We start from the raw sequence: 16,204 nt of genomic DNA, 5'->3' as shown, positions 1-16,204 counted from the left end.
CCAAAAGCGGCGTCGACCACCGTTGGTGGTCTCGCCGCCTCGCGCTAGCGCGCGAGTGAATCGGCGACCTACCGGGTCCTACCGGACCGATCGGTCGCCGAACGCCACTCTCGTCGTTTTCTTCGGCTGCTTTCGGCGTGGAACGTCTGTTCGGCCGGTGTGCGTAGGGAACGCCAGCATTCGCGCGAACGAGCGGTTCGAAGAACCCGGTGGTGAGCGCGATTCACCGCGAGCGAGGCGAGCGGCCTTTTTCAGCCGTGTTTTTGCGAGGAGAGGGTCGCCGCAGGCGACCCCGACGAGGAAAAAGATGGCCTACATGGAGCGCGGCGCGTCGATGCCGAGGACGTCGAGGGCGTTGGCGAGCGTGTGGCGTGCGCTCGCGACGAGGGCGAGGCGCGCGCCGCGGACGGCGGGATTGACGTCGTCCGCGAGCACGGGGCACTCGCGATAGAAGGTGTTGAACGCGTCGGCGTACTCGCGGGCGAACGTTGCGATCTGGTGGGGTTCGAGGTCCGTGGCGGCGTCGTCGATCACGCCGGGGAAGCGCGCGGTCTTGCGCAGGAGGTCGACCTCCGCCTCGGTGTCGAGGAGGCTCGCGTCGGCGTCGGCGGGCACGTCGGCGCCGTCGAGGATGCCACAGCATCGCGCGTGCGCGTACTGGATGTATGGTGCGCTCTGCGCTTCGAAGTCGAGCGCTTCGTCCCACTCGAACGTGATCGCCTTCGAGGGCTGCTTGGAGACGATGTCGTAGCGGACGGCGCCGACGCCGACCTGCTCGGCGATGCGCTCGACGTCGTCGGCGTCGATGTCGTCCTCGCGGATGCGGTCGTCGAGGCGTTTCTCGACTTCCTCGCGGGCGCGCTGGATGGCCTCGTCGAGGAGGTCGTCGAGGTCGATGCCGGTCCCCCGGCGGGTGCTCATCTTCCCCTCGGGGAGGTTGACGTAGGAGTAGATGACGCTCTCGAGTTGCTCGACGTCGTTGCCGAGGAGTTCGAGCGCGGTGCGGAGCTGGCCGGCCTGTAGCTTGTGGTCCTCGCCGAGGACGGTGATAGAGCGGTCGTACTCGTCGAACTTCCACTCGTGGTGGGCGAGGTCGCGCGTCGTGTAGAGGCTCGTGCCGTCGGATCGGAGGAAGACGAGCTTCTTCTCGTACCCCCACTCGGAGAGGTCGAGCTGCCACGCGCCCTCCTCGAGGACGGCCTCGTCGGTGTCTCGGAGGCGCTCGGCGAGCGCCTTCGTCGACCCGTCCCGCATGAACTCCGTCTCCTTGACGAACTGATCGAACTCCGCGGGGAGGCGCAGCAGGCACTCGCGCATCCCGCCGAGCACCTGATCGACGACGCGCTGGACGCGCTCGTACGTCTCCTCGTCGCCCTCTTCCAATCCTTGGAGGATCGTCCGGATCTCCTCCTCGGCCGCCTCGACGTCCTCGTCGTCCGCGCCTTCGAGGTAGGCGTTCCCCTTGCGGTAGTAGCGCACGAGGTCGTACTCGACGCGCTCGCGTTCGGGCTCGGAATCGAGGTCCGACTCGTCGAAGGTCTCGTACGCCCACGTGAAGACCGCCATCTGACGCCCGGCGTCGTTCACGTAATACTCGGTGGTGACGTCGTGGCCGGCGTAGTCGAGGAGGCGCGCGACGGCGTCGCCGACGATGGGGTTGCGCGCGCGTCCGACGTGCACTGGTCCCGTCGGGTTCGCGGAGGTGTGCTCGACGAGGACGTCCTCGCCCGTCTCGGGGAGTTCGCCGTAGTCGCCGTCCCGACCGGCGTCGAGCGTGTCGTCGTAGTACGCGGGCGTCGGGAGGACGTTCACGTAGGGACCCTGCGCGCGCACCTCGCGGACGTACTCGTAGCCCTCGGCGTCGACGGCGTCGGCGATGCGTGCGGCGACTTCCGGCGGGGCCGCACCCATTTCGCCCGCGAGTCGGAACGCCGCGCTGGAGGCGACGACGGCGTCCACGCCCTCGGGGGGCTCCTCGATGCCGAGGTCGTCCGTCGGGAGGCCGAGGGTTTCGAGCGCCCCGGTGAGGGCCGCCTCGACCTCCGAGCGGAGTGCAAGGAACATGCTACGGCCTGCGGCGCGCGCGCTCAAATGGCTTCCGAAGGCCCGCCCGTCGCGGCGTGCCGCGCCGCGACGCCCGTTCCGCCGCGCTTTTGCCCTCGCGTGCCCGGTTTCCGTGTATGCCCGAGCAGGTGGATTCGCCGAGCTACCACCACGAGAACCACACGGCCGCCCAGACGTGCGGCTGGACGGCGAACGCGCTGCGCGGCGAGGGCACCTGCTACAAGCACGCGTGGTACGGTATCCGCTCGCATCGCTGCATCCAGATGACGCCCGTCGTCCGGTGCAACGAGCGCTGCGTCTTCTGCTGGCGCGACCACAACGGCCACGCGTACGAACTCGACGGCGTGGAGTGGGACGATCCCGAGGCCGTCGTCGACGCCTCCATCGAACTCCAGAAGAAGCTCCTCTCGGGGTTCGGCGGGAACGAGAACGTCCCCCGCGAGCGCTTCGAGGAGGCGATGGACCCGAAGCACGTCGCGATCAGCCTCGACGGCGAACCCACGCTCTACCCCTACCTCCCCGAACTCTTGGAGGCGTTCCACGACCGCGGTCTCACCACCTTCCTCGTCTCGAACGGGACGCGCCCCGAGGTTTTGGAGCACTGCGACCCCACCCAGCTCTACGTCTCCGTGGACGCGCCCGAACGCGCGACGTTCGACGACGTCGTGGGCGCGACCGAGGACGACGCGTGGGAGTCGCTGATCGACACCCTCGACGTCCTCCACGCCAAGGATGAGACCCGGACGGTCCTGCGGACGACGCTCGTCGCCGGCGAGAACATGGCGAATCCGGACTGGTACGCGGGACTCTACCGGCGGGCCGATCCCGACTTCGTGGAACTGAAGGCGTACATGCACGTCGGCCACTCGCGCGGGCGGCTCGACCGGGACTCGATGCCGTCGCCCGAGACGGTCGCGGCGTTCGCGGAGCGCGTCGGCGAGCACATGCCGGACCACCCGGTGGTGAAGACGCAGGAGGCCTCCTCGGTGGCGTTGCTCGCGCGCGACGAGGAGACGTGGGTGCCCGAACTCGCGCCCGGCGGGGGCTTCTACGACTAGCTCAGTTCTGAGACGCATCCCACAACCATTATGCTCGGCGCGCCCGTATCTCGGGGTATGTCACGGGCAACGCTCGCGGTCGGGTACGACGAGCTCGCCGCGCTGAAGTTCCTCGCGCTCGACGGCGCGCGCCGCGGCGAGGTGAAAGCCTCCTGCGGCGACCTCGCCGGCCGCCTCGACGCCTCGACGCAGACCGCATCCCGCGCTCCAAGCCTTGGAGGAAGCCGACTACATCGATCGCGACGTCGTCAGCGACGGCCAGTGGGTCGTCATCACCGACGACGGCGAACGCGTCCTCCAGCGCGAATACGAGGACTACCGGCGGATCTTCGAGGACCCCGCCGCCCTCGCCCTCAGCGGGCACATCACCAGCGGGATGGGCGAGGGACGACACTACATCTCCCTGCCCGGATACAATCGGCAGTTCGCGGAGCGCCTCGGCTACGAGCCGTTCCCGGGGACGCTGAACGTCGAACTCGACGAGCCGTCGCGGCGCGCGCGCTCCGCGATGGAGTCACTCGACGGCGTCGACATCGACGCGTGGGAGGACGACGACCGGACGTACGGCTCCGCGACGTGTTACCCGGCCGCCCTCGAAACCGGAGACGACACCTATGAGCCGGTTCACATCATCGTCCCCGATCGCACTCACCACGACGAGACGAAGGTCGAACTCATCGCTGCGGACAGGCTCCGCGACGAACTCGGTCTCAGCGACGGCGACGAGGTGACTGTCCGTGTCGCACAGTGACGGCGTGAGCGGTGAGACGGACGCGGGTGCGAACGGCGTCGACTCCGACGCCGTCGGCGACTCCGACGCCACCGCGGCCGACGCCGTCGCCGCCATCGAACGCGGCGAGCCGGTGTTGGTCCACGACGCGGCGGATCGAGAGGGGGAGGTGGATTTGATCTATCACGCGGCGGACGTGACGGCGGAGGCGGTCGCCCGGCTGCGTCGCGACGCCGGAGGGCTGATCTGCACCGCGCTCTCGCACGAGGTGTGTGCGGCCTTCGATCTGCCGTTTCTCGGGGACGCGCTCGATCATCCCGCGGTCACGGACGAGAGGCTCGGGTACGACGAGCGGTCGTCGTTCAGTCTTACCGTCAACCACCGGGAGACGTACACGGGGATCACCGACGAGGACCGCTCGCTGACGATCACGGCGCTGGCCGAGGCGGCGGCGGATCCCGACGAGGGGGACTTCGCCGCGACGTTTCGGGCGCCGGGGCACGTCCAACTCCTCCGGGGGGCGCCGGACGGACTCGCGGACCGGGAGGGGCACACCGAACTCGGTCTCGCGCTCGCGGAGGCCGCGGGACGCCCGCCCGCCGTCGTCGTCTGCGAGATGCTCGACGCCGAAACCGGCGGTGCGCGCACGCCGGCCGACGCACGCCGCTACGCCGCCGCCCACGGCCTCGTCTACGTCGAGGGCCGGGACCTCCTCGCCGCCCTCCGTCGCTAACGAGGAACGTTCATTACGTCGGCCCGACATCGTTTCACCATGCCCGGTTTCGACGAGATGCGTGCCGAACGCGACTCCCTCGACACCATCTGGATGAACGGCGAGTTCACCGACTGGGAGGACGCGACGACGCACGTCCTCACGCACGGACTCCACTACGGCACCGGCGTCTTCGAGGGCGCGCGATGTTACGACACTGAGAACGGTCCCGCGCTCTTCCGCTGGGACGCCCACGTCGATCGGCTCTTCGACTCCGCGAAGCCCTACGACATGGAAATCCCCTTCTCGAAGGACGAACTCACCGAGGCCACCCTCGAACTCATCGAGCGCAACGACCTCGAATCCTGCTACATCCGCCCCGTCGCGTACTACGGCTACGACCAGCTCGGCGTCTCCCCCGGTGACTGTCCGACCGACGTCGCCATCGCCGCGTGGCCGTGGGGCGCCTACCTCGGCGAGGACGCCCTCCAGAACGGTATCGACGTCATGATCTCCTCGTGGCGCAAGCACGCCTCCAGTCAGATCCCAACGAACGCGAAGACGAACGGTCTCTACGTCAACAGCCTCCTCGCCGGCGAGGAAGCCCGCCGCAACGGCTACGAGGAGGCCATCGTCCTCAACAAGGAGGGCAACGTCGCGGAAGGACCCGGCGAGAACGTCTTCATGGTTCGGGACGGCGAACTCTACACGCCCGCGCTCTCCGAGAGCATCCTCGACGGGATCACCCGCGACACCGTCATCACGCTCGCCGAAGAGCGCGACATCCCCGTCCACGAGACCGCCGTCTCGCGCGGCGAACTCAACACCGCCGACGAACTCTTCTTCACCGGCAGCGCCGCCGAAGTCACCCCCATCCGCAAGGTCGACAACGTCGTCATCGGCGACGGCTCCCGCGGCCCGATCACGGAGGAACTCCAGTCCGCGTTCTTCGACCTCGTCGACCGACGCACCGACGCGCACGACGACTGGTTCACCCACGTCTGACGACCCTTCGCTGTGCCCCGACTTCGCCGGGGCTGGCAAAATCTCGACCGAAAGCACTGCGCGTCGTTCGAGAGAGCGAAGCTCTCCCGTGATGACGGAAGGCGCATCGCGCCTTTCGAACCACCCCCGTCGCGCCTGACGCGCGGTGGTCGGCGCTTGGCTTCGCCTTTGGCGAGTGAATCGCAACGTCCCGGGTCCTGACGGACCGCTCGGTTCGCGGACGCTATTTGCGTTCTCCGTTCAGATACTGTCTCGTCAGTGGATACACGACCACCGGATGCGAACGTTCAAACCCGAAGACGGGACCAGCAATCCCCGTGCGCTGACATCCGTCGCGGGGCGCCGAGCGAAACCGGCGACGCGCCGTCCCGCGAGCATGGCGACGACCATCGGGAGTCGCCGAACGAGCGATACCGATGCGTCGCCTGTTCGCCCTATTCTTCCCGCCGCAGCCGTTTCACGACGAACGTCCGGTCGAGATCCGCGAGGAACTGCCCGAGTTTCGGTCCCTGCTCCTCGTCGAAGAAGAGCCGATAGCCGGTCGCGAAGAAGTCGCCGATGTCGATGTCGTGGCGCTTTGCGGTCTCGTAGACCTCGCCCTGAAGGGTCTCGCCGTCCGGATCCGTCTCCTCGATGAAGGTCGCGAGGTCGTCGAGCGCCGCCGCCGTCTCCCCGCCGATCGCGACGTCCGGCATCGTCTCGCGCTCGATCCGGTAGTTGTACTGGTTGTCCGTGCGCTCGGCCCACGTCCGCGCGCGCTCGACGCGCTCTAAGGCGGCCTCGACCCCGCCCTCGCTCGCGGCCTCGGGGATGTGCCCCTCGCGGCGCGCGATCTCCTCGCGGAGTTCCGGGTCCTCGGTCATCCCGAGGACGGCCGCGAAGGTGTACGGGAGGCGGATCGGGCGCTCGTCCGGGACGCTCCCGACGACGAACGGATAGACGCGGTCGGCGCGCTCGCGTTCTCGTTCGCTCGCGTCCTCGACCTCGTCGTAGTAGAGGCGTTCGAAGCGATCGAACTCGTCGACGAGGAGATCGATGCGCTCGATCGAGAAGTCCCGCGCGCGCTTGGGATCCTTCGCGAAGAAGTAGCGAAGGACGTCGCGATCGACGAGGTCGAGGACGTCGGAGACGAGGACGACGTTCCCCGCGGAGGAACTGAACGGTTCGCCGTCGAGCGTGAACCACTCGTACACCATCGGCGTCGGTGGCTGGATCCCGAGGAGGGTCGTGGCGATATCCGCGCCGGAGGGCCACGATCCCTCCGCGTGGTCCTTGCCGAACGGCTCGAAATCGACGCCGAGGACCTGCCACTGCGCCGGCCACTCGAAGCGCCACGGGAGCTTGCCCTCGCGGAGGGTCGCCGTGCCGCGATGTCCGCAACCCTCGATGGTCTGGTCGCCGGCGTCCATGTCCGTGCACTCGTAGTCCACGGTACCGGCGTCCGCGTCGATCGCGGTGACGGTTTCGGTGACTTTCCCGCAGTTCTCGCAGATCGGGTTGAACGGGACGTACGTCTCGTCCACCTTGTCTTGGTATTCGCCGAGGAGGTCGCGGGCGTCGTCAGCGTTCGCGAGGAGGTCGCGCGTGACGGTCTCGAACGTCCCGCCCTCGTAGAGTTCGGTGTTCGAGACGGTCTCGACGTCGACGCCGAGTCGGTCCGCCGAGCGCTCGATGAGGTTCGAGAAGTGCGCGCCGTAGGAGTCACAACAGCCGAAGGGATCCGGGATGTCGGTGTAGGGATGACCGAGATTCCGACCGAGCGCGCCCGCGTTCACGTCGCCGAGATCGACGATGTCCCCGTCGAGGTCCGCGAGCTTCCGCGGGAGGCCGCGGAGGGGATCTCTGTCGTCCGACGTGAAGAGCTGTCGGACGTCGTGACCCCGCTCGCGGAGCGCGGCGGCGACGTAGTGCCCGCGCATGATCTCGTTCATGTTCCCGAGGTGCGGGACGCCGGACGGGGAGATGCCGCCCTTGACGACGAGCGGGTCGTCGCCGCCGCGCGCCTCGACGGCGTCCGCGGCCTCGTCCGCCCAGAAGACGCGCTCGCCGGTGAGCGTCGCGTGCGGGTCGTGCTCGTGCTCGTCCGCGATGTCGGTCATTCGCCTCGCACCCAGTAGTCCACGCGCTCCTCGCGCCCCTCCGGGACGATGTCGGTGCCGTCGTGCTCCCCGTGGAGGACGGCGTCGAGGACGGCCGTGGGTTCGGTGCCGTCGAGGACGATCCCGCGGACGCGCGAGCGCTCGATGAGCTTCGCGGCGAGCAGGTCGACCGGCGCGGAACTCCCCGCGCTCATCTCGATGTCGGCGATCGCGTCGACGAGCTGGGCGGGCGTGATGCGGTCGTAGCGCTCGGCGGTGTCGTCGGTCTTCGGATCGGCGCTGAAGACGCCGGGAACGCTCGTCGCGTACACGAGGAGGTCGGCGTTCGTGTACTCGGCGAGCGCGGCGCTCACGGCGTCCGTGGTCTGTCCGGCGGTGACCCCGCCCATGACGGCGACGTCGCCGCGGCGGATCGCCTCACCCGCTTCCTCGTAGTTCTCCGCGGGACTCGGCGCGGCGTCGTCGCCCAGCGCGGCGATGAGGAGCTGTGCGTTCAGGCGCGTCACCGAGATGCCGATGTCGTCGAGTTCGACCTCGTTCGCCCCGAGGTTGCGAGCGGTCTCGATGTAGCTGCGCGCGACGCCGCCACCGCCGACGACCACGCCGACGGAACATCCCTCATCGACCAACTGGTCGATGACGTCGGCGTACTGCTCGACCCGTTCGTGCGCCAGATCGGGCGCGAGCACGCTCCCGCCGACGGAGACGACGACTCTCATACTGTCCTCGGATAGCTCTGTCGCGGCCTTAAGGGTTATCAAGCGGTCGGGCGCCTCGGATACGAGACCGTCGAAACGGACAAGCCGTGCGCTCTCGTCCCGTGACGTATGTACGTTCTGGATGTCGCGTCGCGCCCCGAGCGCGACCCGTCGGACGTCGTCGCCGAACTCCGCGCCCGGTTCGCCGACGAGGGGCGACTCGCGGTCGTCCGGCGCGATCAGACGCTCGATCGGTCGGACGAGTCGGCCCACACGAGCGTCCGCCTCGGCGATGGACGTCGACGAATCGCCACCGACTCGCGCGCGCCGCTCACCGAGACTCTCGACGACCTCGCGCGTGAGCACGACTTCGCTCTCGTGGTCGGCTTTCCCGACGCCGCGATCCCTCGCCTCGCCGTCGGCGACGCCGACGTCGCGGATCCGCTCGCCCGAGCCGACGGCCCGTCCGATCTCGACGTCGACGCCGTGCTGTCGGCCCTCCGCGAGACCGAACCCCACGAGTCGCTGGCCTCGCTCGTCGCGACCGCGAAGCGCTCCGCGGACGAGCCGTTCGCCGGCGCCATCGCGACGTTCACCGGTCGCGTTCGGGCGAGAGAGGACGCCGACGACGAACGGACGGAGGCCCTGTCGTTCGAGACGTACGCCGACGTCGCCGCGGATCGACTCGCCGACATTCGCGCGGACTTGGAGGCACGCGACGGCGTCCACGACGTCCTGTTCCATCACCGAACGGGCCGGATCGAGGCGGGCGAGGACATCGTCTTCGTCGTCGTGCTCGCTGGCCACCGTCGGGAGGCGTTTCGCGCCGTCGAAGACGGCATCGATCGCCTGAAGGATGAGGTTCCGATCTTCAAGAAGGAGGTCACGGTCGGGGACGAGTTCTGGCGCCACGAGCGCGACGACTGACGCGCGCGCCGCCGTCGATGGCCCGTTCGCGCCCGGTCCCACCCCGGATCGGCCCGCACACCGGGAACTTCTATACCCTAATCCTACAACTGAAATCAAACCTCGTAGGAGGTTATAAAACGTCTAAACGTCTCCCAACGATCCGTGAAACGTCGATAAAACGATTCTAGATGCCGGGTCGAGACCGAAAGGGACGCGAAACCACACTAACGTTCCCGCCCTTATACCGTCGTCCGGGAGCTACGGGGAAGTAGCCATGAGCGCAACCGCGCAGTCCCCGAACGAGTCGGACGACAAGGAAACCCGGCTGCTCTCGTACCTGCGCGAGAAGGCGGCCGACGGCGAGCTCTACTTCAAGAGCAAGTTCATCGCTGACGAGGTCGAACTCTCCACGAAGGAGATCGGCGCCCTGATGGCGAAGCTCAGCGACTCGACGGAGGAGCTCGACCTCGACATCGAGAAGTGGTCGTACACCTCCGCGACCACGTGGCGCGTCCAGCACGCGTAGGACGCGCGCGCCGACCGTACCGCCCACCAGCCGCCCGATCCCTCCTGACGACCGCTCCGGTCGTCGAGTCGAAGCCCCTTTTTCCGTCTTCGCCCTCACGATCACGCGTGACGTTCGTCTCCGCACTCACCTCTGCGATCCTCCCGGTGCTCCTCGTTGCCGGCGTCGGGTTCACCCTCGGGCGCGTCCACGACGTGCAAGTCGACGCGCTCGGAACGGTCGCAGTCTACGTCCTCACCCCCTGTCTCGTCTTCTACAGCCTCGCGACGACCACGCTCGGGAGCGGTGCCGTCGCCAAGATCGCGGTCGGCGTCCTCGGCTACATCGTCGTGATGACCGCCGTCGCGGAGGGCGCCGCGCGCGTTCTCGGACTCGGCGAACCCCACCGCGGGGCGTTCGTCCTCAGTTCCACGTTCCCGAACGGCGGCAACTACGGCATCCCGCTCGCCCGATTCGCCTTCGGTCCCGTCGGGCAGAGCGTCGCCGTCCTCTACATCGTCGCGGTGGACGTCCTCCAGTACACGCTCGGCGTCTTCCTCGCGGCGCGCGGCGGCGAGGGAGACCTCCGGGAGTCCATCACGGAGATCTTCCGCCTCCCGCTGCTCTACGGCCTGCTCGCCGCCGTGGCCGCGCGGCTCCTCGGCGTCGTTCCGGCGACCGACACCGCGCTGATGCAGACGATCCAGCTCGTCGGTAACGCCGCCATTCCGGTTATGCTGCTCATGCTCGGCATCCAACTCGCCAACACCCGATCCGGGCCCTCGCTCACGCGCGCTGGCATCCCGACGGTCCTGAAGCTCGGCGTTGCGCCCGTCATCGCCGTCGCGCTCGCGCTCGGTCTCGCGTTCGCCGACGGCGACGTCGCGCGCGTCTTCGTCCTCGAGTGTGCGATGCCCGCCGCCGTCACCCCGCTCGTGCTCACCATCGAGTTCTCCGGTGACACCGAGACGGCGTTCTCCGCGCCGGAGTACGTCAGCACCGTCATCTTCACGACGACCGTCTGCAGTACCGCCACCCTCGCCGTCCTGATCTGGGCGCTTCGCGACGGCCTTCTCGGGATTTAAACGGATCCGGCCCCTTCTCACGACCATGCCCGCCGATCCGCCCGACGACGCGCCCACCCCGCGCGCGCTCGCGTCGGTCTTCTCGGTCTACGAGGTCGCACGTGAGGGGGAGCGGGTCGTCTACTACGGCGACCCGCTCGTCGATCGCCGGACGCTCCAGCGCACGATCCAGCCGCTCTTCGGCGATCACGGCTACGACGTCCGAACCGAGGAGCGCCCCGGCGAAACCGCCCTCGTCGCCGCGCCCGCGAGCGCCCGCGAAGACGATTTCACCGTTCCGTGGACGAACGTCGCGCTCGCCGGACTCACCGTTCTCACGACGCTCTACGCGGGCGCGCAGTGGTATCATGTCGACGACATCCTCTCGCTCGACGTCCTCCGCGCACTCCCGTTCGTCGTCGCCGTCATGGGCGTCCTCGGCGTCCACGAGTTCGGCCACTACCTGATGACGCGCTACCACGACGTCGACGCTTCGCTCCCGTATTTCATCCCGATCCCGTTCACGCCCATCGGCACGCTCGGCGCCGTCATCCGGATGCGCGGCGTGATGCCCGATCGGAAGGCGCTCTTCGACATCGGCGTCGCGGGTCCCGTCGCGGGTCTCGTCGCCACGATCGTCGTGAGCGCCGTCGGCCTGCTCCTCCCGCCGATCAGCGTCCCCGCCATCCCCGCGGACGGCGTCGCCATCGGTTTCGGGAACCCCCCGCTCCTCCGCCTCATCGCGTGGGCGATCGGCCGCCCGCTCTCGTACGGCGACGGTCTCGCCGTGAACCCCGTCGTCTTCGGCGGGTGGGTCGGCATGTTCGTCACCTTCCTCAACCTCCTTCCCGCCGGCCAACTCGACGGCGGCCACGTGATGCGCGCCGTCTTCGGTCCCGCCTACGAGCGCGTCGCTCCCGTCGTTCCCGCCGTCCTCTTCGGACTCGCCGCATACGTCTACGTCGTCCCCAACGCCGCGAACGCCGCCGTCGTCTGGACGATGTGGGGGGTCATCACGTCCCTCTTCGTCTTCCGGGGATCCGCCCGCCCGATCGAGGAGACGCGTCTCGACGCGAAACGCCTCGTCGTCGCCGCGCTCACCCTCCTGTTCGGTCTCCTCTGCTTCATGCCCGTCCCGATCCGTCTCATCGGCTGACGGCCGCTATCGCGACGCCGACTCGCCGTGCGTGTATCCCCGGTCCGGGAGCGCCTCGCCGTCCATCGTCACGTTCCTCTCAGTGACCTCGCCGACGACGGTGAGCGGCACGTCGAGGGCGTCGCGCGCGACCGCCACCGCGTCCGCGGGGAGCGTGCACACCAACTCGAAATCCTCGCCGAACGTCGTCGCGCGTGCCAGCCGGTCGTCGCCCCCGAGCGCGTCGTGAACCGGGATCGCCGCGCTCTCGACGGCGAACCCCGCGTCCGACGCCTCGGCCAGTTGGTGGAGCGAGCGCGCGAGACCGTCGCTCGAATCCATCATCGCGCTCGCGTGCTCGCGGAGGGCGACGCCCGCCCGCACGCGCGGGACGAAACGGAAGAGTTCGTTCGCCCGCTCCGTCTCGCCCGCGTCGAACGCCTCGATCGCCGCGGCGCTTCGCCCGAGTGCGCCCGTTACGGCGACGACCTCCCCGACGTTCGCGCCGTCGCGCGGCACCGGGGTCGGGGTCTCGCCGAGCGCCGTCGTCGCCACCGTGAACTCGTCGTGGCCGTCGAGGTCGCCCCCGACGTAGTCGGTGTCGACGCGCTCGCAGACGTCGAGCGCGCCGCGCACGAACGCCTCGACGTCCTCGGGATCGAACGCCGGCGCGCCGTAGACGCCGACCGCGCCCGTCGCGGCCGCGCCCATCGCCGCGACGTCGGAGAGCGAGGCGCCGACCGCGCGCCACCCGGCCGTGTAGCGCGTCGTGCCCGCGGGGAAGTCCGTCGTCTCGTGGAGCATGTCGATGGTCACGACGGTCTCGCCGAGCACCGCGGCGTCGTCGCCGGCCGCGTCGACGAGATCGCCGACGAGCGCGAGCGCCGCCCGTTCGTCCATGTCACTCACCGCGCGTGCCGTCGGCAAAACGCCACCGCTTCCCACACCGCAGGCCGGTCGGTGCCTTTACGCGCCCGCCCGGCGTCGTCTCGCCCGAATGGAGTTCGACTCCCGCGCGATCGCCGTCGGGTTCGTCGCCGTCGCCGTCGTTCTCGCCCTGCTCCTCTGGATCGTCGGGTTCGACGACATCGCCCGCACACTCGCCCTCCTCGAACTCCGCACGTTCGCCGTCGTCCTCGCCGTCGGGCTGGCGTGGCTCGTCGCGTGGGCGCTCGCCCTCCGGCGCGTCCTCGACGCTCTCGGCGTCGCCGCGAGCGCGTGGGACGCCTTCCTCCTCTACGCCGCCGCCGCGTTCGCGAACAACGTCACGCCGTTCGGACAGGCCGGCGGGGAACCCTTCAGCGCGCTCCTCATCTCGCGCGCCACCGAGAGCGAGTACGAGACCGGTCTCGCCGCGATCGCGAGCGTCGACACCCTCAACTTCGTCCCCTCCATCGTCCTCGCGCTCGTCGGTCTCACCTACTACGTCGCTCGATTCGCCGCCGGCGACAGCGTCGATCTCGTCCTCGGCGTCGTCGTCGCCCTCGCCGTCGCCGTCCCAGTCGTCGTCGTTCTCGCGTGGCACTATCGCGACGGGGCCGAGCGACGCCTCGTCGGTCTCGTTCACCCCGTCTGGGCCGCCCTCGGTCGTCATCTCCCCGGCATTTCGGTCCCTCGACGCGAAGCCGTTCGCCGGCGCGTCGACGGCTTCGTGCGCTCCATCGAACGCGTCGCCACCAGCCGTCGCGACCTCGCCGTCGCCGTCGGCTGGTCCACGCTCGGCTGGCTCTGTCTCTGCGTCGCGCTCTACCTCTCGCTGTGGGCGCTCACGCCCGCGACGGACGTGAACGCCGTCATCGTCTTCGTCGCCGTCCCCGTCGCCACGATCGCGAGCGTCACGCCGCTCCCCGGTGGCGCCGGCGGCGTCGAGGCCGCGCTCGTCCTCCTCCTCGTCCCCACCACGGGCGTCACCGCCGCCACCGCCACTTCCGCCGCGCTCGTCTTTCGCGCCGCCGTCTACTGGGCGCCGACCGTCGTCGGCGGCGGCGCCGCGGCGTGGCTCGAAGCCCGGGCGAGGCGCTAACGATGGCTTTAACCCTCGGCGACGACCAGTAATGGCGTAATGGCAACCCTCTACGATGCCCCGACGGACGAGCTCATCGATGCACTGGCCGAGGAACTCGACGACGTCGTCGAAGCCCCCGAGTGGGCCCTGTTCGCCAAGACCGGCCACGACCGCGAGATGCCGCCCCAGCAGGACGACTTCTGGGCGCGCCGCGCCGCGAGCCTCCTCCGCAAGGTCGCCATCAGCGGACCCGTTGGCGTCGAGCGCCTCAGCACCGAGTACGGCTCCCTCGCGAACGGCTCGACGCGCTACCGCGTCGCCCCCGCGAAGAAGACCGACGGCTCGAAGAACATCATCCGCACCATCCTCCAGCAGCTCGAGGACGACGATCTCGTCCAGCAGCAAGGCTCCGAGGGCCGCATCGTCACCGGTGAAGGCCGCAGCCTCCTCGACGAGACCGCGGGCGATGTCCTCGAAGAACTCGATCGTCCCGAACTCGAGCGCTACGCATAACGACCTTTTGCTGTGCCCCGGCGAAGCCGGGGCTGGCAAAAGGTCGACCACGACGGAAATCGGAGATTTCCCGCCGTCCAGTCAGAAAGACCCGCTTTCTGACGACGAAAGCCCGTCGCACCCCTCTGGGGGTGCGCGGACGCTGATGCCGTAATTCGGTTGTTCGCCTCCTGATCGCTCCCGACGCGTGGCCTCGTCAGCCCGCGTGCGTCGGACCGCTGCACCGCGCGGCGGCATCCCGCTCGTAGAGGGGGTCCGTTTTCGCCCTACCGTTTTGCGTTCGCGAGCCTATGGCTCGCGTCTTTTTCGTGCAGGGTTTTGCCGCGAGCGGTCGCGTAGCGACCCGAGGGGGAAAACGGTGCGAGGAGTGATGCGCGACGCGCATCCGACGAGGAAAAAGGCGGAGGTGCATAAGCACTTTTCCCGTTCGAGCGGGTACGTACGCACATGAGCGAGAACTCGGACGAGGACCGTTTGGAGGAGCTGCGCCAGCAGAAGAGGGAGCAGCTCAAACAGCAACAGCAGGGTGGAGACGGCGCGGGCGCCGGCGCGAACGCGGAGGCCCAACAGCAGGCCCAGCAGCAGGCCGAACAGCAGAAGAAGGCGATGCTGCGCCAGTACCTCTCGGACGGTGCGCGCCGGCGGCTCAACTCGGTGAAGATGAGCAAGCCGGATCTCGCGGAGCGCGTCGAACAGCAGATCGTGGCTCTCGGGCGCTCCGGGCGGATTCAAGACCAACTCGACGAGGAGCAGATGAAGGACCTGCTGCGCGAGCTGAAGCCGGATTCGAAGTCCTTCGATATCTCGCGGCGCTGACGCCGCGAAGGCGGAACGCTTTCCGCGTTCGGCGGGGTCCTCTCGGGACATGGTCCCCGGTCTCCTCCCCGCCGTCGTCGCCGCGCTGCTGTGGGGCGGCTACCTCTACTCGCTGAAACGCCATTTTTCGGGCTACTCGGGTGCGGTCGTCGCGCTCGTCGTCAACACTCTCGCGACCGCGTGGTATCTCCCGGGCGCGTACGCCTACCTCGGTGGGTTTCCCGCGTTCCCGTCGCTGTCGGCGGTCGGACTCGGGACCGTGGTCGTCACGGTCGCGCTCGCGGCGGCGGGGTTTCTGACGGTGACGTACGCGCTCGCGGCTGGGGACGTGTCGCTCGTCGCACCGGTCGCGAAGATCGTGCCGGTCTTCGTCCTCCCGCTGGAGATCCTGCTGCTCGGCGCGGCGTTCGGGCCGTTGCAGGTGCTCGGGATCGCTGTCGTGACGGCGGCGGTCTACGTCGCGAACTACGAGGGCGGTCACGTGCTCGATCCGTTGCGCAACCTCACGCGCTCGCGCGCCGTCCAGCTCGCGCTGCTCTCGGCGGCGTGTTACGGCGTGAGCGACGTGGCGAAGCGCGTCGTCCTGCAGGACGTCGGGCTGCCGGGCGCGTATTGGGTGATCGTGAGCCTGCTCGGGCCGGCCCTGTTGCTCGCGCCCGTCGCGATCCGCCGCTGGCCGCGCGAGGGGGTGCGGGACGACCTTCCGAAGTTCGTCGGGATCGCCGTCGTGGTGGCGCTCGCGCGGGTCGCGACGACGCTGTCGTTCTCCGTGACGTCGGCGAGCGTCGCGGCGACGGTCATCAACGCGCAGGCGGTCGTCGCGGTCGTCCTCGGTGGCGTCTTCCTCGCCGAGGAGGGGTTTCGGACGCGTCTCGCGGCGTCCGCGCTCGC

General features: G+C 69.0%; 15 protein-coding genes and 1 pseudogene. 12 read left to right on the top strand and 4 right to left on the bottom strand.

The window, feature by feature from the left end; all coding sequences use genetic code 11:
- Window positions 1–312: 312 nt before the first annotated feature.
- Window positions 313–2,064 (bottom strand): arginine--tRNA ligase, encoded by a 1,752-nt coding sequence (argS, locus tag AOZ13_RS10445; RefSeq protein WP_021780532.1) that lies wholly within the window; start codon window positions 2,062–2,064, stop codon window positions 313–315.
- 116 nt (window positions 2,065–2,180) lie between these two features.
- Between argS and twy1 the strand changes: the two genes are divergently transcribed.
- The 4 genes and pseudogenes from twy1 to AOZ13_RS10425 all read left to right on the top strand — a co-directional run bounded on the left by twy1 (window position 2,181) and on the right by AOZ13_RS10425 (window position 5,569).
- Window positions 2,181–3,122 carry a 4-demethylwyosine synthase TYW1 gene (gene twy1, locus AOZ13_RS10440; protein WP_021780531.1) on the top strand — a complete coding sequence of 314 codons (942 nt, stop codon included), beginning with the start codon at window positions 2,181–2,183 and terminating at the stop codon, window positions 3,120–3,122.
- A gap of 57 nt (window positions 3,123–3,179) precedes the next feature.
- A pseudogene (locus AOZ13_RS10435) lies at window positions 3,180–3,873 on the top strand (DUF120 domain-containing protein).
- On the top strand, window positions 3,854–4,585 hold the full coding sequence (gene ribB / locus AOZ13_RS10430) for a 3,4-dihydroxy-2-butanone-4-phosphate synthase (RefSeq protein ID WP_394324678.1): 732 nt from the start codon (window positions 3,854–3,856) through the stop codon (window positions 4,583–4,585). Before AOZ13_RS10435 ends, ribB begins: the two are co-directional and overlap by 20 nt.
- Window positions 4,586–4,624: 39 nt before the next feature.
- The gene (locus AOZ13_RS10425) at window positions 4,625–5,569 is read left to right on the top strand and encodes a branched-chain amino acid transaminase (protein WP_020221688.1); all 945 of its coding nucleotides are present in this window, start codon (window positions 4,625–4,627) and stop codon (window positions 5,567–5,569) included.
- Between the two features lie 434 nt (window positions 5,570–6,003).
- Here the strand turns inward: AOZ13_RS10425 and lysS are convergent, their stop codons facing one another.
- Window positions 6,004–7,668, bottom strand: coding sequence for a lysine--tRNA ligase (lysS, locus tag AOZ13_RS10420; protein ID WP_020221689.1), 1,665 nt, complete (start codon window positions 7,666–7,668; stop codon window positions 6,004–6,006).
- Window positions 7,665–8,387 carry a UMP kinase gene (gene pyrH, locus AOZ13_RS10415; RefSeq protein WP_020221690.1) on the bottom strand — a complete coding sequence of 241 codons (723 nt, stop codon included), beginning with the start codon at window positions 8,385–8,387 and terminating at the stop codon, window positions 7,665–7,667. The genes lysS and pyrH overlap by 4 nt, the downstream gene beginning before the upstream one ends.
- Before the next feature lie 108 nt (window positions 8,388–8,495).
- Here pyrH and AOZ13_RS10410 point away from each other — a divergent pair, with 108 nt between their 5' ends.
- The 4 genes from AOZ13_RS10410 to AOZ13_RS10395 all read left to right on the top strand — a co-directional run bounded on the left by AOZ13_RS10410 (window position 8,496) and on the right by AOZ13_RS10395 (window position 12,000).
- On the top strand, window positions 8,496–9,293 hold the full coding sequence (locus AOZ13_RS10410) for a molybdopterin synthase (protein ID WP_020221691.1): 798 nt from the start codon (window positions 8,496–8,498) through the stop codon (window positions 9,291–9,293).
- Window positions 9,294–9,549: 256 nt separating this feature from the next.
- Complete coding sequence (locus AOZ13_RS10405; RefSeq protein WP_020221692.1) at window positions 9,550–9,801, top strand: DUF7123 family protein; 252 nt, start codon at window positions 9,550–9,552, stop codon at window positions 9,799–9,801.
- Between the two features lie 107 nt (window positions 9,802–9,908).
- Entirely contained in the window at window positions 9,909–10,865 is a 957-nt protein-coding gene (locus AOZ13_RS10400) for an AEC family transporter (protein ID WP_020221693.1), read from the top strand.
- A gap of 25 nt (window positions 10,866–10,890) precedes the next feature.
- The gene (locus tag AOZ13_RS10395) at window positions 10,891–12,000 is read left to right on the top strand and encodes a site-2 protease family protein (protein ID WP_021780527.1); all 1,110 of its coding nucleotides are present in this window, start codon (window positions 10,891–10,893) and stop codon (window positions 11,998–12,000) included.
- Between the two features lie 6 nt (window positions 12,001–12,006).
- Here AOZ13_RS10395 and thiL read toward each other — a convergent pair whose 3' ends face one another.
- The gene (gene thiL / locus AOZ13_RS10390; protein ID WP_049934064.1) at window positions 12,007–12,879 is read right to left on the bottom strand and encodes a thiamine-phosphate kinase; all 873 of its coding nucleotides are present in this window, start codon (window positions 12,877–12,879) and stop codon (window positions 12,007–12,009) included.
- 97 nt (window positions 12,880–12,976) lie between these two features.
- Between thiL and AOZ13_RS10385 the strand changes: the two genes are divergently transcribed.
- From AOZ13_RS10385 to AOZ13_RS10370, 4 genes are all read left to right on the top strand, one after another.
- Window positions 12,977–14,002 (top strand): lysylphosphatidylglycerol synthase transmembrane domain-containing protein, encoded by a 1,026-nt coding sequence (locus tag AOZ13_RS10385; protein WP_021780525.1) that lies wholly within the window; start codon window positions 12,977–12,979, stop codon window positions 14,000–14,002.
- A 39-nt stretch (window positions 14,003–14,041) separates the two neighbouring features.
- Window positions 14,042–14,497 (top strand): 30S ribosomal protein S19e, encoded by a 456-nt coding sequence (locus tag AOZ13_RS10380; RefSeq protein WP_020222259.1) that lies wholly within the window; start codon window positions 14,042–14,044, stop codon window positions 14,495–14,497.
- Window positions 14,498–14,944: 447 nt separating this feature from the next.
- The gene (locus tag AOZ13_RS10375) at window positions 14,945–15,313 is read left to right on the top strand and encodes a DNA-binding protein (protein ID WP_020222260.1); all 369 of its coding nucleotides are present in this window, start codon (window positions 14,945–14,947) and stop codon (window positions 15,311–15,313) included.
- 49 nt (window positions 15,314–15,362) lie between these two features.
- A partial coding sequence (locus AOZ13_RS10370) for an EamA family transporter (RefSeq protein WP_049934063.1) occupies window positions 15,363–16,204 on the top strand: 842 nt, incomplete at its 3' end.

It is taken from the genome of Halarchaeum acidiphilum MH1-52-1, from assembly GCF_000474235.1.
In the GTDB taxonomy this organism is placed as follows: domain Archaea; phylum Halobacteriota; class Halobacteria; order Halobacteriales; family Halobacteriaceae; genus Halarchaeum; species Halarchaeum acidiphilum.
This window is presented reverse-complemented; position numbering and strand designations above follow the sequence as displayed.

Bases quoted from the DNA above. Each gene is read 5' to 3' on its own strand.
- argS (WP_021780532.1), bottom strand. From the start codon at position 2,064: ATGTTCCTTGCACTCCGCTCGGAGGTCGAGGCGGCCCTCACCGGGGCG.
- twy1 (WP_021780531.1), top strand. From the start codon at position 2,181: ATGCCCGAGCAGGTGGATTCGCCGAGCTACCACCACGAGAACCACACG.
- AOZ13_RS10425 (WP_020221688.1), top strand. From the start codon at position 4,625: ATGCCCGGTTTCGACGAGATGCGTGCCGAACGCGACTCCCTCGACACC.
- lysS (WP_020221689.1), bottom strand. From the start codon at position 7,668: ATGACCGACATCGCGGACGAGCACGAGCACGACCCGCACGCGACGCTC.
- pyrH (WP_020221690.1), bottom strand. From the start codon at position 8,387: ATGAGAGTCGTCGTCTCCGTCGGCGGGAGCGTGCTCGCGCCCGATCTG.
- AOZ13_RS10410 (WP_020221691.1), top strand. From the start codon at position 8,496: ATGTACGTTCTGGATGTCGCGTCGCGCCCCGAGCGCGACCCGTCGGAC.
- AOZ13_RS10405 (WP_020221692.1), top strand. From the start codon at position 9,550: ATGAGCGCAACCGCGCAGTCCCCGAACGAGTCGGACGACAAGGAAACC.
- AOZ13_RS10395 (WP_021780527.1), top strand. From the start codon at position 10,891: ATGCCCGCCGATCCGCCCGACGACGCGCCCACCCCGCGCGCGCTCGCG.
- thiL (WP_049934064.1), bottom strand. From the start codon at position 12,879: ATGGACGAACGGGCGGCGCTCGCGCTCGTCGGCGATCTCGTCGACGCG.
- AOZ13_RS10385 (WP_021780525.1), top strand. From the start codon at position 12,977: ATGGAGTTCGACTCCCGCGCGATCGCCGTCGGGTTCGTCGCCGTCGCC.
- AOZ13_RS10380 (WP_020222259.1), top strand. From the start codon at position 14,042: ATGGCAACCCTCTACGATGCCCCGACGGACGAGCTCATCGATGCACTG.
- AOZ13_RS10375 (WP_020222260.1), top strand. From the start codon at position 14,945: ATGAGCGAGAACTCGGACGAGGACCGTTTGGAGGAGCTGCGCCAGCAG.